Origin of the sequence: Micromonospora sp. NBC_01796 (genome assembly GCF_035917455.1) — a bacterium.
GTDB lineage: Bacteria > Actinomycetota > Actinomycetes > Mycobacteriales > Micromonosporaceae > Micromonospora_G.
In genome coordinates, this window is record NZ_CP109078.1 from 6,327,220 (window position 1) to 6,344,953 (window position 17,734).

16 protein-coding genes are annotated in these 17,734 nt (G+C 71.0%); 13 read left to right on the forward strand and 3 right to left on the reverse strand.

Annotation, left to right across the window (positions count from 1 at the left end):
- Positions 1-11: 11 nt before the first annotated feature.
- From OIE47_RS28530 to OIE47_RS28575, 10 genes are all read left to right on the forward strand, one after another.
- On the forward strand, positions 12-881 hold the full coding sequence (locus tag OIE47_RS28530) for a branched-chain amino acid ABC transporter permease (protein ID WP_326557597.1): 870 nt from the start codon (positions 12-14) through the stop codon (positions 879-881).
- Positions 878-2,884, forward strand: coding sequence for a branched-chain amino acid ABC transporter ATP-binding protein/permease (locus OIE47_RS28535; RefSeq protein ID WP_326557598.1), 2,007 nt, complete (start codon positions 878-880; stop codon positions 2,882-2,884). Before OIE47_RS28530 ends, OIE47_RS28535 begins: the two co-directional genes overlap by 4 nt.
- The gene (locus OIE47_RS28540; protein WP_326557599.1) at positions 2,877-3,593 is read left to right on the forward strand and encodes an ABC transporter ATP-binding protein; all 717 of its coding nucleotides are present in this window, start codon (positions 2,877-2,879) and stop codon (positions 3,591-3,593) included. Before OIE47_RS28535 ends, OIE47_RS28540 begins: the two co-directional genes overlap by 8 nt.
- A 23-nt stretch (positions 3,594-3,616) precedes the next feature.
- Entirely contained in the window at positions 3,617-4,897 is a 1,281-nt protein-coding gene (locus tag OIE47_RS28545; RefSeq protein WP_326557600.1) for a class I SAM-dependent methyltransferase, read from the forward strand.
- Between the two features lie 29 nt (positions 4,898-4,926).
- On the forward strand, positions 4,927-5,109 hold the full coding sequence (locus tag OIE47_RS28550; protein ID WP_326557601.1) for a hypothetical protein: 183 nt from the start codon (positions 4,927-4,929) through the stop codon (positions 5,107-5,109).
- A gap of 249 nt (positions 5,110-5,358) precedes the next feature.
- Positions 5,359-6,072 (forward strand): VOC family protein, encoded by a 714-nt coding sequence (locus OIE47_RS28555; RefSeq protein WP_326557602.1) that lies wholly within the window; start codon positions 5,359-5,361, stop codon positions 6,070-6,072.
- 206 nt (positions 6,073-6,278) lie between these two features.
- The gene (locus tag OIE47_RS28560) at positions 6,279-6,890 is read left to right on the forward strand and encodes a dihydrofolate reductase family protein (RefSeq protein WP_326557603.1); all 612 of its coding nucleotides are present in this window, start codon (positions 6,279-6,281) and stop codon (positions 6,888-6,890) included.
- 163 nt (positions 6,891-7,053) lie between these two features.
- A complete protein-coding gene (locus OIE47_RS28565; RefSeq protein WP_326557604.1) occupies positions 7,054-7,572 on the forward strand; it encodes a MarR family winged helix-turn-helix transcriptional regulator in 519 nt (172 codons plus the stop codon).
- Complete coding sequence (locus OIE47_RS28570; RefSeq protein WP_326557605.1) at positions 7,569-8,234, forward strand: NADPH-dependent F420 reductase; 666 nt, start codon at positions 7,569-7,571, stop codon at positions 8,232-8,234. The genes OIE47_RS28565 and OIE47_RS28570 overlap by 4 nt, the downstream gene beginning before the upstream one ends.
- A gap of 75 nt (positions 8,235-8,309) precedes the next feature.
- Positions 8,310-9,392, forward strand: a complete 1,083-nt coding sequence (locus OIE47_RS28575) for an Atu2307/SP_0267 family LLM class monooxygenase (protein ID WP_326557606.1) — start codon at positions 8,310-8,312, stop codon at positions 9,390-9,392.
- 65 nt (positions 9,393-9,457) lie between these two features.
- On the opposite strand, the gene OIE47_RS28580 is transcribed toward OIE47_RS28575, so the two are convergent.
- Together OIE47_RS28580 and OIE47_RS28585 are read right to left on the reverse strand one after the other, a co-directional pair.
- Positions 9,458-11,917, reverse strand: coding sequence for an alpha/beta hydrolase family protein (locus OIE47_RS28580; RefSeq protein WP_326557607.1), 2,460 nt, complete (start codon positions 11,915-11,917; stop codon positions 9,458-9,460).
- Positions 11,918-12,091: 174 nt separating this feature from the next.
- The gene (locus OIE47_RS28585; RefSeq protein WP_326557608.1) at positions 12,092-13,516 is read right to left on the reverse strand and encodes an aldehyde dehydrogenase family protein; all 1,425 of its coding nucleotides are present in this window, start codon (positions 13,514-13,516) and stop codon (positions 12,092-12,094) included.
- A gap of 165 nt (positions 13,517-13,681) precedes the next feature.
- Here OIE47_RS28585 and OIE47_RS28590 point away from each other — a divergent pair, with 165 nt between their 5' ends.
- Positions 13,682-14,515 carry a helix-turn-helix transcriptional regulator gene (locus OIE47_RS28590; RefSeq protein ID WP_326557609.1) on the forward strand — a complete coding sequence of 278 codons (834 nt, stop codon included), beginning with the start codon at positions 13,682-13,684 and terminating at the stop codon, positions 14,513-14,515.
- Positions 14,516-14,540: 25 nt separating this feature from the next.
- Here the strand turns inward: OIE47_RS28590 and OIE47_RS28595 are convergent, their stop codons facing one another.
- Positions 14,541-14,972, reverse strand: coding sequence for a VOC family protein (locus tag OIE47_RS28595; RefSeq protein WP_326557610.1), 432 nt, complete (start codon positions 14,970-14,972; stop codon positions 14,541-14,543).
- 159 nt (positions 14,973-15,131) lie between these two features.
- Between OIE47_RS28595 and OIE47_RS28600 the strand changes: the two genes are divergently transcribed.
- Both OIE47_RS28600 and OIE47_RS28605 read left to right on the forward strand, forming a co-directional pair.
- The gene (locus OIE47_RS28600) at positions 15,132-16,373 is read left to right on the forward strand and encodes an MFS transporter (protein ID WP_442792000.1); all 1,242 of its coding nucleotides are present in this window, start codon (positions 15,132-15,134) and stop codon (positions 16,371-16,373) included.
- Between the two features lie 157 nt (positions 16,374-16,530).
- Complete coding sequence (locus tag OIE47_RS28605) at positions 16,531-17,733, forward strand: dienelactone hydrolase family protein (protein WP_326557612.1); 1,203 nt, start codon at positions 16,531-16,533, stop codon at positions 17,731-17,733.
- Position 17,734 lies beyond the last annotated feature (1 nt).

A 17,734-nucleotide genomic window follows, 5' to 3' on the forward strand; every position in this document is an offset into this window, starting at 1 on the left:
GGCGACCCCGCATGAACGTTATCCAGGCCACGCTCACCGGAGCGCTGATCGGTGGCCTCTATGCCCTCATGGCCACCGGCCTATCGGTGACCTGGGGCGTACTGCGCATCATCAACCTGGCCCACTTCGGCCTGATCCTGATCGGCGCCTACCTGACCTTCCAACTGGCCACCTCCTGGCACCTCGATCCGATCCTGACGCTGGTGATCACCGTCCCGGCGCTGTTCGTCGCCGGTGCCGCCATCCAGTGGCTGTTCGACCGGCTGCGGCTCACCGAGTTCAACTCACTGCTGGTGAGCTTCGGGCTGCTGATCATCACCATCCAGGTGACCAGCAACATCTGGAGCGCCGACTTCCGGCGGATGTCGGCCGGGACCAACCCGTACGCGACCCGGTCGATCGAGCTCGGGCGGCTGGTCCTCCCGATCACCACGCTGGTCGCCTTCGGGCTGGCCGCACTGGTGGTGATCGCCGCCCACGTGGTGCTGCGACGTACCTTCGCCGGCCGGGCGCTGCGGGCCATCGCCCAGGACCGGGCGGTCGCCGGTGCGTTCGGCGTCGACCACCGGCGGCTCAGTGTGCTGCTCGGCGGGGTCGTCGGCGCCACCGCCGCCCTGGCCGGAATGGTCTTCGCACTGTCCAACGCGCTCACCCCGGAGACCGCGTACGAGTGGTTCGGCACCGTCTTCGCGGTGGTCATCCTCGGCGGGATCGGGGAGGTGGTCGGCACCTTCGCGGCCGGGATCCTGGTCGGCGTGCTTTCCGGGGTCGTCTCCGCGGTGTGGTCACCCGCGACCGCCCCGTTCGTGCTCTTCTCGGCAATCATCCTCGCCCTGCTGCTGCGCCCGCAGGGACTGTTCGCGGCGGGAGGTGTCCGATGATCCGCAGAGGTGGAATCGGACTGTTGGTGGCGTTCCTGGTGCTGATGGCCGTGGGCGCGTTCAGCGACCAGCTCGGCCTGCCGTCGTTCTATCTGATCCTGCTCGGCTCGATCTGCTTCTGGATCGCCCAGGCGACGAGCTGGAACGTGCTCTCCGGCTACAGCGGCTACTTCAGTTTCGGCCAGGCCGCGTACGTCGGGGTCGGCGCCTACACCACCGCGGTGCTGGCCGGCCGGCACGGCGTCAACTTCTTCCTCACCGTCCCGCTCGCCGGCGTCCTGTGCGGACTGCTCGCGCTCGGCGTCGGCGCCGTCGCGTTCCGGCTCGGCTCGCTGCGCGGCGAGATCTTCGCCCTGCTGACCCTCGCCGTGCCGTTCATCCTCGCCGCGTTCGCCCGGATCAACCGGTCGATCGACGGCGGACAGGGGACCACCGTCCCGATCCCCGAGCTGCCCGCCGCGCTCGGCTCGTTCCAGCAGTTCCAGTACCTGCTGGCGCTGCTGGTCGCGGGCATCGCGGTCGCGGCCGCGTACGTCATCCAGCACAGCCGGACCGGCTCGGCGCTGGCGGCGATCCGCGACGCCGAGGACGTCGCCGAGGTGATGGGCGTGGCCACCTTCCGGTACAAGATGCTGGCGATGCTGGTCAGCGGTGTGCTCGGCGGAGTCGCCGGCAGCGTGTACGCGCTCCAGATCGGCTTCGTCACCGTGGAGAGCGTCTTCGGCCTGACCATCCCGCTGTTCGTCATCGTGATGGGGGTGCTCGGCGGCCGTACCCACTGGCTCGGTCCGGTCATCGGCGCGGTCCTGATCGTCACCCTCCAGGACCGGCTCTCCTCGTACGGGCTGGACGCCTGGAACTCGATCATCCTCGGGGGCATCCTCGCGCTGCTGGTCGCGGTCTCGCCGGAGGGCCTCTACGCGCGGCTGCGGGCCCGTCCGCTCGTCGCGCTCGGCGCCCTGGTCGTCGTCGGCGGGGGACTGGCGATCCTCAACGTCTGGGGCGAACTGCTGGACTGGCTGGTGGTCGCGATGCTGGTGGCGAGCCTGCTGGCCATCGTCCTGGGGTCGCGGTGGGCAACCGCGAGGCTTCGCTTCGCCCGTCCGGGCCGCCCGGCGGCACCCTCCGCACCCGCCGGTTCGGTCACGGAGCAGCCCACGACCGGCCCGCCGACACCGTCCGCGCCCGCCGGTGTTGCGGTCCTCGCGTCGACCGGGGTCGTCGACGGCGGACCGCCGACCGCGACCACGACCGTCGGTGACGCGCGGCCCGGCGCGGTGCTCATCGAGTGTCGCAACGTGGCCCGCTACTTCGGCGGCGTACACGCCCTGGAGGACGTCACGCTGGACATCCGGGCCGGCGAGCTGGTGGGACTGGTCGGGCCGAACGGATCGGGCAAGACGACCCTGGTCAACCTGCTCTCCGGCGCGTTCCGGCCGACCCGTGGCGAGATCCGCATCGACGGGCAGGACATCACCCGGCTGGCCCCGCACCGGATCGCCCACGTCGGGATGGCCCGTACCTACCAGATCCCCCGACCGTTCGACTCGATGACGGTCCGGGACAACGTGGCCACGGCGATCATGTTCGGCCGGGAGTCGCTGCCGCTGCACCGGGCCCGCCCGATCGCCGAACAACACCTGGCCACGGTCGCGCTCGACCACCTCGCGGACGCGTACCCGGCCAGCCTCAACCTGCACCAGCGCCAACTGCTGGAGATGGCCCGCGCGGTCGCCTCCAACCCGAAGGTGCTGCTGCTCGACGAGGCGCTCGCCGGACTCAACCCGGCCGAGGTCGACAACGCCGTACGCGTGGTGCGCCGGATCCACGAGAGCGGCATCACCATCGTCATCGTCGAACACCTGCTCCGGGTGCTCAACCAACTGGCGACCCGGCTGGTCGTACTCGACCGGGGCACCTGCCTGGCCGACGGCGAGCCGCAGACCGTACTCAACGATCCCGCCGTCATCCGCGCCTACCTGGGAAGGCAAGCCCATGTCTGAGCCGTTGCTGCAGGTCCGAGAGCTCGAGGTGCGCTACGGCGACGCGCAGGCGCTGTGGGACGTCAGCATCGAGGTCCACGAGGGAGAGACGGTTTGCGTCGTCGGACCCAACGGTGCCGGAAAGTCGACCCTGGTCAACGCCGTCGCCGGGATCCACCCGGCGCACCGGGGCAGGATCAGCGTCGGTAGTGTCGACATCACCCGGCTGCGCGGCCACCGGGTCTGCGGGCACGGCGTGGCGATCGTGCCCGAGGGACGGCGGATCTTCCCCCGGATGACGGTGCTGGACAACCTGGTCCTCGGCGCCTACCGCAGGGGCGCCCGGCGGGAGCACCGGGCCACCCTGGCCGGCGTCTACGAGATCTTCCCCCGACTGGCCGAACGCGCCGGGCAGCTCGCCGGCAGCCTCAGCGGTGGCGAACAGCAGATGGTCGCGATCGGTCGGGCCCTGATGGCCCAGCCACGGCTGCTCCTGCTCGACGAGCCGTCGCTCGGTCTGGCGCCGGTCCGGGTGGACGAGGTCTACGACGCGATCGAGCGGATCAACGCGCAGGGGGTCAGCGTCGTCGTGGTCGAGCAGGACGTGCAGCGGGCGCTGGCCATCGCGAGCCGGGCGTACCTGCTGGGGGAGGGGCGGGTGGTCCTGGCCGGTCCGGCCGACGAACTGCGCGACAGCGCCGAGGTGCGGCGCAGCGTACTCGGGTTGTGACTCGGGCCCGGGTGGTGGATTCGATGAGCCCGGTCGGTGTCGCGCCGGACGGGCACCGGGAGGTGGTCCGGCCGCTGCTGCTCGGCGGCCGGCGGGCACTCGTGGACGGTCACCCGATCTGCGGGGCCTGCGGGGCGGCGGTGGTGCCCAGTGGGCCGGACCGGTGGCGGCACCTGCCCGCCGGGCAGCCGTACCCCCGCCGGTCCCGGTGGCTGGCCCCGGTCACCCTGGCCGAGCTTCGCAAACTGCCGACGTACGAGGACTTCGCCGCCCGCTACCCCGATGCGGTACGCCCGGCAGGTGGCCCGGCCACCGCGACCACCCGGCAGGACTGGCTCACCGGCCGGCACCGGTTGGAGGCGTACGAGTCGGCGCTCGGTGAGCTGACCCGGCGCCGCCTCGGCCCGGCCGACAACCCGTACCTGGATCTGGTCGCCATCCTCGCCGGCGGGCCACCCGGGATCGGTCCGCTGCGGGTGGCGCCCGGTCTGGCCCGGGTGCTCGACCTGCCCGGTCGGCGGCGGGAACTGGCCGGCCGGCTCGCCTGGGCGATGCCCAGCGAGGCCGCACTGGCCCTCGTCGCCGACCACTCACCGGTGCTCGACGGTGGTGCCGGCACCGGCTACTGGGCCGCCCTGCTGCACCACCGTGGCGCCGACGTACGCGCGGTCGACGCCTCGCCCCCGGCGGGCGGCGGCAACCGGTACCACCCGGCGAACGCCCGCCGGTGGGCGCCGGTCGAACGACTCGACACCGTGGCGGCGGTCCGGGGCGACCCGCACCGGACCCTGCTGTTGTGCTGGCCGCCGCCGGACGACGACACCGGCGGGTATCTCGCGGTACGCGCCTACCGGGGCGACACGCTGCTGTACGTCGGCGGCGACCGGGACGGGCCGACCGGCACCACCCGCCTGCACCGCGAACTCGCGTTGAACTGGACCCCGACCGAGGATCTCGGCCTGCCGTCGTGGCCGGGTGTGCCGGACCGGCTCACGGTCTGGCGGCGAAACGCCGTCCGTCACCCGTACGGCGCCCCGGACCGTTGCCCCGACTGTGGCCGGTTCCAACCCGTCGGTACGGTCGGACGCTGCGACCGGTGTTTCGCCGCGACGCCGCCGGCCCTGGCCGTCCTGGTCAACGGCCAGCGGGTCGAGTACCCCCGGCACGTGGTCGACCGGATGCCGCCCGCCCTGCGTGCCGCGCTGCACGCCAGCCCCAACCGGGTCCACCCGAGCCGCGACCCCGAGCCGGGCGGTACGGGTGCCCCGTTGCGATCCGGGTCTACCGTCGACGACGCACGGTAGGGCTCCACGTCGATCGTTGGGAGACGCCCGTGGCCGACCCGCAGGAGTCCGAGCTGGCCGGTCTCGTCGACCACTTCGCGGCCGAGGGCAACTGGGCCATGGCGATCAGCATGGCCAGATGGTGCTCCGCGGGTACGAGGCGGGTCTCGCCACCGACCCGCCGGGCTACGCGCCGCTGGTGGAGCGGGCCAGGGCCCGGATCGACCGGTTGACCGCGCAGGTGGAGGCGGCCGGCGCCCCGACGACGATCCAGCCGAGCGCCTACGCCCGGGCCCTGGTTCCGCGACGGGCGGTTCCCCGACAACCTGGGGGCGGTACGCCGCCGCCCTCCCGCAGTGCCCGGACCGGCGGATGTGTGCTCGTGCGTGCGTACCGGGGTCGATCGGTCGGTCGGGCGGGACGCGACGGTGGCGGCAGCGCGGTGCGCTGTAATTGTCGGGGAGCGGGGGCAGGATGGGGGGATGACTGTGACAGGACGCCTGGAGCTCGTCGCACTCGACGCGCCGGACATCGAGAAACTCGCCTCGTTCTACGCGGAACTCACCGGTTGGGAGATCGTCCGGAAGGACTCCGACTGGATCACGGTGCGGACGGCGGACGGCCAGGAGATCGCCTTCCAACTCGCCCCGAACCACGTCGCTCCCCAGTGGCCCGGACAGGAGCACCCGCAGCAGTTCCACCTCGACCTGCTGGTCGACGGGCACGAGGCGGCGGCGCAGCGGGCCGTCGAGCTCGGTGCCACCAAGCTGGCCGAGGGCGCGACCTGGATCACGCTGGCCGACCCCGCCGGGCACCCGTTCGACCTCTCCCAACGTGACGGCGTCGGCCCGACGATGGGGCTGTTCGCCCCGACGATCGACGCGCCCGACAGCTCGGCGCTGGCTCGCTTCTACGCCGAACTGCTCGGCATGGAGGTCACGTACGAGGGCCCCGAGGGTGCGCTCATCGCCGGTGACGGCAAGAGCGTGATGTTCCAGCAGGTGAGCGACTACAACCCGCCTCGGTGGCCGGACCCGACCAAACCCCAGCAGGCGCACCTCGACATCCTCGTCGACGACCTCGACGCAGGGGAGGCGCGGGCGCTGGAACTGGGAGCGTCGCGGCTGGACGGTGGCGGTGAGCGGTTCCGGGTCTTCGCCGACCCGGCGGGACACCCGTTCTGCCTGACCTCCTAGGAACCGTCGGCCGGCGGACGAACCGCGCCCATCAGGGCCGCCCCGGTCCGTCCGTCGGTGGGCGTCCCGCCCGGATGGACCTCGGCCACGCCGAGTCCGGTTCGCCCCGGCGGTGCCCGTGCCGTGACCACGGCACGGGCACCGTCCCGGGGCAGCTGCCGTGACGAGTGGGCGGACGGCGGGACCCGATCGGGAGGAAACGAGGGATGAGAAAGCTGATCGTGAGCACCTTCCTGACCCTCGACGGGGTCATGCAGGCCCCGGGCGGGCCGGGGGAGGACGACGACCACGGTTTCCCGTACGGCGGCTGGATGGTCAACTACTGGGACGAACAGGTCGCCGGGGCCATGGCCGAGGTGATGCGCCCGCCGTTCGACCTGGTTCTCGGGCGCAGGACCTACGACATCTTCACCTCGTACTGGCCGCACGCCTCGGCGGAGGACGGCGCCGGCCCGATGAACGACGCCACCAAGTACGTCGCGTCGCGCGGTCGTCCGACCCTGGAGTGGCGCAACTCGGTCCTGATCGAGGGGGACGCGGCCGAGGGTGTCCTGGCGCTCAAGCAGGAGGACGGTCCGGAGTTGCAGGTGCACGGCAGCGGAAACCTGGTCCAGACGTTGCTGCGCCACCACCTGGTCGACCGTTACCACCTGTTGGTCTTCCCCGTGGTCCTCGGCGCGGGCAAGCGGCTGTTCGCGGAGGGCGTCGTTCCCGGCGGGCTGAGGCTGGTCCACAGCGCGGTCTCCGGCACCGGCGTCATGATCGGTACGTACGAGCCAGCCGGCGAGATCATCCCCGGTTCGTTCACGTCCGCCTGACGCCTCCTCGTCGTACATCGGGTTCGTCCTCCCCGCACCTTTTGTCCCGAAGCATTCCTGGGCGTACTCATCGTCCAACGGCTCCCGACCTGTGGTCGACCCATCATTGACGCGTCAATCATGCGAGCTATGGTTGACGCGTCAAGGAGATGAGGTGCGGACCATGCGGGTTGGCGAGGAAGCCGTGGGCGCGGCGGCCCGGCGGCGGATGACGGCCGGGGAACTGGCGATCTGGCGGTCGTTGCTCGACACCACCGACGAACTCCGCAAGCTCCTGGGGGCGCAGCTGCTCCAGGAGTCGAACCTCTCGTCGGCCGACTACCAGGTGCTGTTGGCGTTGAACGAGGCGGACGGCCACCGGATGCGATCGTCGGAACTCGCCGAGAGCATCGACTGGGAGCGCAGCCGCCTGTCCCACCACCTCGGCCGGATGGAGCGGCGCGGACTGATCCGCCGCGACGACTGCGCCACCGACAACCGAGGATCCGAGGTCTCGCTCACCGACGACGGCGCGCGGATGTTCCGGGCCTCGACCGCGCCCCACCTCAGGGCCATCAAGAGACACTTCGGCGATGCCCTGACGCCCGAGCAGTTCGAGGCGCTCGCCGACATCCTGCGCACGCTGCGGGGCCACCTGCATCCGGCACCGGTCGCCGTTCCCGCCGAGGAGGGACGGTCATGACCGTTGGTCCGCCCGTACCGCCGCCGATGCCGCGGATCGCGGTGCTCGGAGCGGGGCACACCGGACCGGTGATCGCGAGGGTCGCGCTCGCCGCCGGCTATCCCGTGACCATCGCGGCCTCCGGCGACCCCGCGCGGATCGCCCTCATCACGCAGGTGCTGGTACCCGGCGCCGAGCCACGGTGGGCCGCCGACGCCGTCACGGACGCCGACATCGTGGTGCTGGCCATCCCGCTGCACCGGTTCGCGACCTTCGACCCCACCGTCGTCGCCGGCAGGGTCGTCGTCGACACGATGAACTACTGGCCACCGATCGACGGTGTCCAGGAGATGTTCGACGACCGCCGGTACGGCAGCAGCGAGATCGTCCAACGGCGGCTCGCCCGGTCCACCGTCGTCAAGTCGTTCAACCAGTTCGGCTACCACGAGCTGGAGGAGGAACGCCGCCCGCCGGGCTCACCCGAACGCCGTGCGCTCGGCGTCGCCGGGGACGACCCCGCCGCGGTGAAGGTCGTGGCGGAACTCGTCGAGCGTGTCGGCTACGACAGCGTACGACTCGACAGTCTCCGTGCCGGCCGCCTGCTGGAACCGGGTGGCCCCGTCTTCGGCGCCTCGCTGCGCCGGGCCGAGTTCGAGCTGGCCCTGGAGACCGGGTCCGGGTAGGCCGGGCCCCGTCCCGCCGGTCCCACCCCACCCGGGCTCGCCACCCCACCACCGCCCAGAACAGAGAGACTCGACGTGAGCACCGCACCCCAGGACGCCGTACCGACCGCAGCGACCGAGAGCGGGCGGTTCCCCCTCGTGCTCGGCCTCGACACCTTCGGCGACGTCAGCCACGACGAGGGCGACCGCCCCCTCACCCACGCCCAGACCATCCGCAACGTCGTCGAACAGGGCGTCCTCGCCGACCGGGTCGGGGTGGACTTCTTCGGCATCGGCGAGCACCACACCGACGACTTCCCGCTGTCGGCGGCCGACGTGGCGCTCGCCGCGATCGCCGCGCGTACGAGCCGGATCCGGGTCGGGTCGGCGGTCACCGTACTGAGCTCGGACGATCCGGTACGGGTGTTCCAGCGCTACTCCACCCTCGATGCCATCTCCGGCGGCCGGGCGGAGGTGATCCTCGGACGCGGTTCCAGCATCGACTCGTTCCCGCTGTTCGGTTACGACCTCGCCGACTACGAGAAGCTCTTCGAGGAGAAGGCGCACCTCTTCTCCGAGCTGCTCAAGGGCGGGCCGGTGACCTGGCAGGGCAGGACACGTGCCCCGCTGCGCGACCAGGACGTGGTGCCGTACACCGAGTCCGGGCCCTTCCCTGCCTGGATCGGCGTCGGCGGCAGCCCGCAGTCGGTCATCCGCGCCGCGCGTTACGGCTACTCCCTGATGCTGGCGATCATCGGTGGCTCCCCGGCCCGCTTCGCGCCCTTCTCCGAACTCTTCCACCAGGCGCTGGAGAAGCTCGGACAGCCCGCACGACCGGTCGGCGTCCACTCACCCGGACACGTCGCCGCCACCGACGAGCAGGCCCTCGACGAGTTCTGGCCGCGCTACCTGGAGGTCATCCGGCGGGTCGGCAAGACCCGGGGTTTCGCCGTACCGACGAAGGATTCCTTCCGGTTCGAGACCGGGCCGAACGGGGCGCTCTTCGTCGGCTCGCCGGAGACCGTCGCGCGGAAGATCGCGGCCAACCTCACCGCGCTCGGCGCGACCCGCTTCGACCTGAAGTACGGCATGGGCGGCCTGTCCCACGGCGCGCTGATGACCAACATCGAGCTGTACGGCACAAAGGTCATTCCCCGCGTACGCGAACTCCTGGCCTGAGCGCGGCCGGCGGTGCCCCGTCGTGGGGTCGGCGTACCTCTCCGACCCCACGACGAGGTCCACCGTCAGACGGTGTCGTCGTCGAGCACGGTGAGCCAGGCGAACCCGTCACCGATCATGGCACCGGTGGGTGCCGAGATGGTGATCTTGTAACGCAGGGATGCCGTGTTGACGGCCGTGTTGCCGACCAGCGGCACCTCGATCCGTGCCCCGGTGGCTCCCTTGGGGATGGTCACCGGGAACGACAGCAGCGGCACCTGTCCCGCCGACGCGGACCCGCTCGCCGCCGCCTGGACCTGGACCGTCGCGGCGCTCCCGAGCCGGTCGCTCAGGGTCAGCCGCATCGTCGCGGTGCCCGGTCCGGCTCCCTCGCTCACGGTGGCGTCGGCGATGCTGACCTGCGCCGCACCGGTGGCACCACCACCGCCCACGGACGGGGTGTCGAAGGTGATGTCGGACAGGTACGCCCCACCCGTTGGCGTGGCCGGGCGTACGGTGACGAAGCGGATGTCCCGCAGATCCACCCCGCGCATCGAGTCGATCGGCAGGCGGACGGTACGCAGCCACGTCTTGCCCAGCCGGCTGATCCCGTTCGGTGTGTTCGTCGAGGCCGGGAAGGGATCGAGGGCGGGGCTCACGGCTCCCACCCGTACGGTCGAGGTTCGGCCGGACCGGTCGACCACCGCGACGTCGAGATCGACGTCTCCCACCGCGGCCTCGTCCCGGGCCACCCGCAGGGTGAGCGCGTCGTACCTGCGCACGTCCCGGTCACCCGGCGGGAGGGCCACCCGCACCTGCGGGGACGTGGACGCAGGGCTCCACTGGACCCGCAGGACCGGGCTGGTCGGTACCGACGTGGCGAAGGTGGCCGGCGTCCAGTGCGGGATCTTCGACGTCGCCGTGGTCGCCGAACACGGTGTGTCTCCGGCGGGGACCCGCGAGGCGACGCTGTGGCAGTACGCGCCGAGGTCGAAGCCGGAGATCGAGACGTTCCCGGTCGGCCGTTCCAACGGGGCGAGGTCCAGGCGGCGCGAGCCGGGCTGCTGGGCCTGGGTGTACACCTCCGCCCGGCCGGTCGACGGCACCGTGCCGTCGGTGCCGTCGAACAGCGGCAGGAACGCGGTCTCCCCACCCTGTACGAGCCGGAAGAACCCGGCCATGTACGCCGTACCGACGGCGCGCTGCTCGGCACTGGTCAACCGGGTCGGGCTGGCGCTGCCGCACACCTCGTCGTTGGCCGGCGACCAGTCGTCGTTCGACGGTGAGACGGAGACGCCGGGGGTCCACTCGGTGTTGAAGAAGTTGTGGTTGGCTCCCATGACCATCAGGGAGGTACGCAGCACGTTGTCGTCCACCGAGTAGCGGGTGTCGTCGAAGAAGTGCTGCCCCTGCTGGTTGGAGACGTCACCGTCGCAGTAGGGGAGCAGCACCGCCATCGGGACGTCCGGCAGGGTGGGGCGACCGAAGTCGACGGGTGCGAGCGGCAGTACGGCGCGGATGCCGTACGGGTGCCGGCCCTCGGCGTTGAGCAGGGCGGCCTCCACCACGCCCTCACCGCCGCGCGAGTGCCCCATCAGCCCGACGTTGCGCAGGTCCAGCCGCCCGGACAGCGGGTGGCGCGACCACGGGAAGCCCTTGCTGTCGTTCCACTTCGCCAGCAGGTCCAGGTGTTTCATCACCAGTTGCCCACGTGCCAGTGCGCCGTTGTCGTCGGTGTTGGTGGCGTCCTTGGCGTTGATGCCGTTGGCGCTGATCGACACGACGACGTAACCGTGGCTGGCCAGGGACTCGGCGGTCTCGGAGTAGCCGAGGTAGCTGTCGATCGGGATGAACCCGGTCAGGCATGGCCAGTTGCTGTTGTTGGTCTGTCGGGTGGTGGGGTTGTAACACGCCGAGTGCCGGCCGTGCAGGAAGACCACCACGGGGCGCTCGCCCTTGGCGCGGGCCGGGGCGTACACCGCGGCACGCAGCTCCACCGGGAGGTTGTCGAGGCCGGTCAGGGTCGTGGCACTGTCGCCGAGGTTGTAGTCGAGCCGCTCGACGCCGTACCGGCCCGGGGTGGCCGGGTCGGTGTAGACCGGCTTCCGCTTGTGTGGGCCCTTGCGGGTGGGCGGCACCGCGGCGGACCGCTGCGGCGACGGCTGGAGGTCCGGCACCGTACCGTTCCAGCCGACGTCGACGCGCTCGGCGCCGGTGACGGCGGCGTCGGTGGTCTCGGTGCTGAGGGTCAGCCCGTCCGCGGACTCCCTGGCGGTGCCGATGATGCGGCCGTCGACGGCCAGTTCCGGTACGGCGTCACGGACCGGCAGCGGCTCGTCGAGTCGCAGCTCGACCCGCCATCCGCCGTCCGGCAGGCTCTCCACGCTGAAGTCGTTCGAAGCGCCGACGCCGACCGGATCCCCGGCGGGGCTGGCGGCGGCCGGAGCGGTGATCAGGACGGGTACGGCGATACAGCCGGCGAGTACGGCGGCCGACAGTGCGGCCACCGCTCGGGCTCGGCCGCGTGGTGGGGCGAAACGGGCCATCTCTGGTGTCTCCTCTCGCGCTGTGTGGGTCAGCGCGAGCGGACACTATGGAGCCCAGGTTCCAAATGATCTCTATCGAGGAAACGGCCGCGTTACCGAACTTCGCAAGATCGTCCAACCTCGACGCGCCGGGGAGCCACCGCACCCGTGGCGTGGTGGCTCCCCGGCGGAAGATCAGCGCTGGATCGACTTGGTCTCCAGGAACTCCTCGAGACCCTGCCGGCCGAACTCCCGGCCGTTGCCGGACTGCTTGTAACCCCCGAACGGCGCGAGCGGGTTCCACTGGGCGCCGTTGATGTCGACCTGGCCCGTACGCAGCCGCTTGGCGATCGCCAGGGCGTGTTCGCTCTCGCCGAACACGCCGGAGGTGAGGCCGTACACCGTGCTGTTGGCGATCTCGACGGCCCGGTCCTCGTCCGGGTACGGGATGATCGTGAGCACCGGGCCGAAGATCTCCTCCTGGGCGATGGCCGAGTCCGGGTCGACGTTCGCGAAGATCGTCGGTCGGACGTACGCGCCCTCGGTCAGGCCCTCGGGCCGGCCCGGACCGCCGAACACCAGGGTCGCGCCGTCGGCGATCCCACGCTCGATGTAGCCGTCGACCTTCCGCCGGTGCGCCTCGGAGGACATCGGGCCGATCCGGGTCGCCTCGTCCAGCGGGTCCCCGACCGTGTACTGCGCGGCGGCGGCGACCGCCAGTTCGACGATCTCGTCGTGCCGGGACGCCGGTACGAGCATCCGTGGCCACGCGCCGCAGACCTGGCCACCGTTGGAGAAGGCCATCATCAGGCCCTTGCCGACCGCCTGCTCCAGGTCGGCGTCGTCGAGGATGATGTTGGCGCCCTTTCCACCGAGTTCGAGCGCGACCCGCTTGACCGTCTCCGACGCGACCGCGGTGATCCGCCGGCCGGCCCGGGTGGAGCCGGTGAACGACACCATGTCGATGTCCGGGTGGGCCGAGATCGCCTCGCCGACCACGGGGCCGGTGCCGTAGACGACGTTGAAGACTCCCGCCGGCAGGCCCGCCTCGACGGTGACCTCGGCGAGGATCCGTGCCGTCAGCGGTGCGACCTCGGACGGCTTGAAGACCATGGTGTTGCCCGCCACCAGTGCGGGCGCCAGCTTCGAGGCGATCTGCTGGAGCGGGAAGTTCCAGGGCGTGATCGCCCCGACGACGCCGATCGGCTCGCGGACGATCAGGGAGTTCCCGACCTGTTCGGTCCAGTCGAAGTCCCCGGCGAGCGCGGTGACGGACTCCACGACCGCGACCGGGAAGCCGACCTGGGCGGTGCGGGACATGGTGATCGGTGAGCCCATCTCGGCGGTGATCGCGGCGGCGATCTCCTCGACGCGGGCCTTCAGACCGTCGGCAACTCGTCGCACCACGGCGGCCCGCTGGGCGGGGGCGGTCGCGGACCAGCTCGGGAAGGCGGCCCGCGCGGCGGCGACGGCCCGGTCGACGTCGGCGGCGGTGCCGGCCGGTACCTCGGCGACGATCCTGCCGGTGGCCGGGTTCACCACCGGGATGGTCCCGGCGGATCCGGTGACGGCCGCGCCGCCGATCCAGTGGGTGATTTCGGGGAAGGTGGCTGTGTCCATGAACCGACCGTGGCACCGCAGCCCGGTCGCGACCATGTGCTCCCTATCCGTGTATCGGCAGTACCTGGATCCGATCGGCGGGTGGTGTGAACCTGGGAACGGAACACCGGTTTGCTGTGAATTGTTGTGCAACACGACGCCCGGACGCGACGAGAGGACAGGACCGTGGATCGAGCCAGACTCGCCGACTTCCTCCGTACGCGCAGGGAGGCGCTCCAGCCCGAGGACGTGGGAATGCCGCGCGGGCAGCGCCGACGTACCGGCGGGCTGCGGCGCGAGGAGGTGGCCGTGCTCTCCGACATGTCGATCGACTACTACAGCCGGTTGGAGCAGCAGCGCGGTCCGCATCCGTCCGAGCAGATGCTCGCCTCCCTGGCCCGCGGACTGCGCCTCTCGCTGGAGGAACGCGACCACCTCTTCCAGCTTGCCGGCTACGCCACCCCGCAACGGACCGTACGCGCGGAGCACATCAACCCCGGCATGATGCGCATCTTCGACGGTCTCGAGGACGCCGCCGCCCAGGTGGTCAGTCACCTGGGGGAGACGCTGCGACAGACCCGTCTGTCCGTCGCCCTGCTCGGCGACGAGAGCACCTATACGGGTCTGGCACGCAGCAAGCACTACCGCTGGTTCACCGACCTCTCATCGCGGTCGATCCACCCCGAAGAGGATCATTCGGTACATAGCCGGCTCATGGTGGCGAACCTGCATGGTGCGTACACCCGTGACGGCAGGGGCTCACGGGCGGCCGAGATCGTCGACGCGCTCCTCCCGGTCAGCCCGGAGTTCGCCGAGCTGTGGCGGGAGCATCCGGTGGCGGGACCGTACTGCGCGCCCAAGCGCATCCAGCACCCGCAGCTCGGCTTCATCGAGCTGCACTGCCAGACGCTGGTCGACCCCGACCAGTCCCAGCTCCTGGTGGTCTACACCGCCGCTCCCGGCACCGAGAGCTACCGGAAACTGCAGTTGCTGTCGGTCATCGGCGACCAGCGCGCCTGACCTTCGGCGGCGGGAGGGCCCTCCGCTACTTCGCGAACACCTGGCTCTCGTCGCGGAACGCCTTGAACTCCAGCGCGTTGCCGGCCGGGTCGCGGACGAACATCGTCCACTGCTCGCCCGGCTCGCCCGCGAACCGCAGGTAGGGCTCGATCACAAAACCCACGCCGGCGTCCCGGATCCGGCCGGCCAGTTCGTGGAAGTCCTCGATGGACAGGATCAGACCGAAGTGCGGGACCGGGACCTCGTGCCCGTCGACCGGGTTGCGTCCGGCGTCGACCCGGTCGACCACCGGCACGACGTGGGTGACCAACTGGTGGCCGTAGAAGTTCCAGTCGACCCAGTGGTCCGTCGAGCGGCCCTCGTCCAGCGCGAGCACACCGCCGTAGAAGCCGCGTACGCGCTCCAGGTCGTCAACCGGAATCGCCAGGTGGAAACCGGGACGGGTGGTCGCGGTCATCGAAGACTCCTCTGTCGTCCGGGGCGCGCCGGGGGACCCGGCCGACCACACGATCCTCACGTACCCCGACGGCCCGTACAACACCGGGCGCTGCCGGACCGGGAATATCGGCATGCCATCCGGCGGGCGCGGACGTAGGGTCCTCACCTTGTGAACACAATGATCGAGACGGTCGCACCGGCGCGGTTGGGTACGGGCTACCGCTGGTTGCTCGCCTCGTCGTGGGCGACGAATCTCGGTGACGGCGTGGCGGTCGCCGCCGGACCGCTGCTGGTGGCGTCGCTGACCGACAACCCGTTCCTGGTGTCACTGGCGGCCCTGCTCCGGTGGGCGCCCCCGTTGGTGTTCGGCCTGTACGCCGGTGTGCTGTCCGATCGCCTCGACCGGCGGCGGATCGTGATCGCCGCGAACGCGGTCCGGGTCCTGGCGCTGGCTGTCCTGATTGTCGCGCTGGTCACGGACCGGGTGTCGGTGGTCGGGGTGCTGGTGGCCCTGGGGCTGCTCGCCACCGCCGAGGTCTTCGCCGACAACACGACGGCGACGCTGACGCCGATGCTGGTACACCGCGACGACCTCGCGATCGCCAACGCCCGGATGCAGACCGGGTTCATCACGCTCGACCAACTCGCCGGTCCGCCGATCGGCGCGGCCCTGTTCGCGGCCGGGGCTGCGTGGCCGTTCGTGACCGAGGCGGTCCTGGCGGCCGCCGGTGTGCTGCTGGTGTCGAGGGTCGTGCTGCCCGTTCGGGAGCGGGAAGCGGCGCAGGCGCGAACGGGTGTCTGGCGGGACATGGCCGAGGGTTTCCGGTGGACCGTACGTCACCCGGCGGTCCGTACGCTGTGTCTGACGATTTTGATCTTCAACGTCACCTTCGGTGCGGCCTGGTCGGTGCTGGTGCTCTACGCCGCGCAGCGCCTCGACCTGGGCGCCGTCGGGTTCGGCCTGCTCACCACGGTCTCGGCGGTCGGCGGCCTGCTCGGTACGGCCCTGTACGGGTGGATCACCCGGCGGGTGAGCCTGGGCAACGTGATGCGGGCCGGACTGATCATCGAGACCTTCACCCACCTCGCCCTGGCCCTCACCACCTCGGCGTGGCTGGCCTCGCTGATCTTCTTCATCTTCGGCGCCCACGCGTTCGTCTGGAGCACCACGTCGATGACCGTCCGGCAGCGAGCCGTCCCCACCCACCTGCAGGGACGCGTGAACAGCATCAACACCATCAGCGTCTTCGGTGGCCTGGTCGTCGGCTCGGCCGTCGGCGGCACCCTGGCCACCCACTACGGAGTGACCGCGCCGTTCTGGTTCGCCTTCGTCGGCTCGGCGGTCTTCGTGGTCCTGCTCTGGCGCGAACTCACCCGGATCGCCCACGCCGACGAGCGGTCGCACGCCGTCGCCGCCTGAGCCACAGCCGCCGCACGGCGATTGTCCTAGGACGCTCTAGGAGTGGTGACGCGAGCGATACCGCGACGGTAGGAAAGGGCTTCCCCCAGGGGGTTTGAGGTTGACCGGGTCGACTCTGCGGGCCTAGCATGGCGGCACTCTGCAGAGAGGGACATCGATGAAGAGGCGTGCCCTGGCGTCCCTGCCCGTACTGGCTCTGATGCAGTCGCAGTTGCCCGCGCCGGCATCGGCGGGTCCGGCCGCGCCGACGCTGGCACCGGCCGCCGTACCGATACCACCGGTCGAATCGGCCGGCATCGTCGAGGGCAACCTGCCGGTCTTCTTCGAGCAGCTCAAGGCCGAACTGTCGTACCCCCTTGCCTGGGGCACCTCGCGGATCCGCGACTTCCGAACGTGGCAACGGGTCGCGGCGGCAAAGGTCGAGGAACTGCTGCGGCAGCGGCCGGACGACACCCCGTTCCGGCCGGAGATCGTCGACGAGCAGCCCGCCGACGGGTACCGCCAGCGGACCCTGCTGTTCAACGTGACCCGCCACAGTCGGGTCCGCGCGACGATGCTGGTGCCGAACGGGCGGGGTCCGTTTCCCGGAGTCCTGCTTTTGCACGACCACGGGTCGAAGTTCGACATCGGCAAGGAGAAGCTGGTCCGCCCCTGGTACGACGACACCCGGCTCGCCTCGGCGCAGGCCTGGTCGGACAGGTACTTCGGTGGCCGGTTCCTCGGCAACGAGCTGGTCGAACGGGGCTACGCGGTCCTGGCCGTCGACGCCCTCGGCTGGGGCGACCGGTCCGGTCTCACGTACGAGGCACAGCAGGCGCTGGCCAGCAACTTCTTCAACCTCGGCTCGTCACTCGCCGGGCTGGTGGCCCGGGAGGACGTACGCGCGGTGGCACTGCTGCGCAGCCTGCCCGAGATCGACCGTACCCGGATCGCCACGGTGGGCTTCTCGATGGGCGGTTGGCGCGCCTGGCAGACGGCTGCGCTCTCGCCGTACGTGTCGGCGACGGTCTCGGTCTGCTGGATGACCACCCTCAAGGAGATGATGGTGGTCGGGAACAACACCCTCCGGGGCCAGTCCGCGTACTTCATGTCGCACCCCGGCCTGTACGAGCACCTCGACATCCCCGACGTGGCGAGCATCGCCGCCCCCCGACCGGCGTTCTTCCTCAACGGCGAACTCGATCCGCTGTTCACCCCGGCGGGCACCCTCGGCGCGTACACGAAGATGCGCGCGGTCTGGCGGTCGCAGCGGGCCGAGGACCGGCTGCGGACCACGATCTGGCCGGGGGTGGGCCACATCTGCACGCCGGAGATGCAGGACGCGGCGTTCGCCTGGCTGGACACCCGGATGCGACCCTGAC

Coding starts and splice junctions, on each gene's coding strand:
- OIE47_RS28595 (WP_326557610.1), bottom strand. CDS start 14,972: ATGACCGCGACCACCCGTCCCGGTTTCCACCTGGCGATTCCGGTTGAC.
- OIE47_RS28580 (WP_326557607.1), bottom strand. CDS start 11,917: ATGGCCCGTTTCGCCCCACCACGCGGCCGAGCCCGAGCGGTGGCCGCA.
- OIE47_RS28565 (WP_326557604.1), top strand. CDS start 7,054: ATGCGGGTTGGCGAGGAAGCCGTGGGCGCGGCGGCCCGGCGGCGGATG.
- OIE47_RS28540 (WP_326557599.1), top strand. CDS start 2,877: ATGTCTGAGCCGTTGCTGCAGGTCCGAGAGCTCGAGGTGCGCTACGGC.
- OIE47_RS28600 (WP_442792000.1), top strand. CDS start 15,132: ATGATCGAGACGGTCGCACCGGCGCGGTTGGGTACGGGCTACCGCTGG.
- OIE47_RS28560 (WP_326557603.1), top strand. CDS start 6,279: ATGAGAAAGCTGATCGTGAGCACCTTCCTGACCCTCGACGGGGTCATG.
- OIE47_RS28570 (WP_326557605.1), top strand. CDS start 7,569: ATGACCGTTGGTCCGCCCGTACCGCCGCCGATGCCGCGGATCGCGGTG.
- OIE47_RS28555 (WP_326557602.1), top strand. CDS start 5,359: ATGACTGTGACAGGACGCCTGGAGCTCGTCGCACTCGACGCGCCGGAC.
- OIE47_RS28605 (WP_326557612.1), top strand. CDS start 16,531: ATGAAGAGGCGTGCCCTGGCGTCCCTGCCCGTACTGGCTCTGATGCAG.
- OIE47_RS28585 (WP_326557608.1), bottom strand. CDS start 13,516: ATGGACACAGCCACCTTCCCCGAAATCACCCACTGGATCGGCGGCGCG.
- OIE47_RS28545 (WP_326557600.1), top strand. CDS start 3,617: ATGAGCCCGGTCGGTGTCGCGCCGGACGGGCACCGGGAGGTGGTCCGG.
- OIE47_RS28530 (WP_326557597.1), top strand. CDS start 12: ATGAACGTTATCCAGGCCACGCTCACCGGAGCGCTGATCGGTGGCCTC.
- OIE47_RS28535 (WP_326557598.1), top strand. CDS start 878: ATGATCCGCAGAGGTGGAATCGGACTGTTGGTGGCGTTCCTGGTGCTG.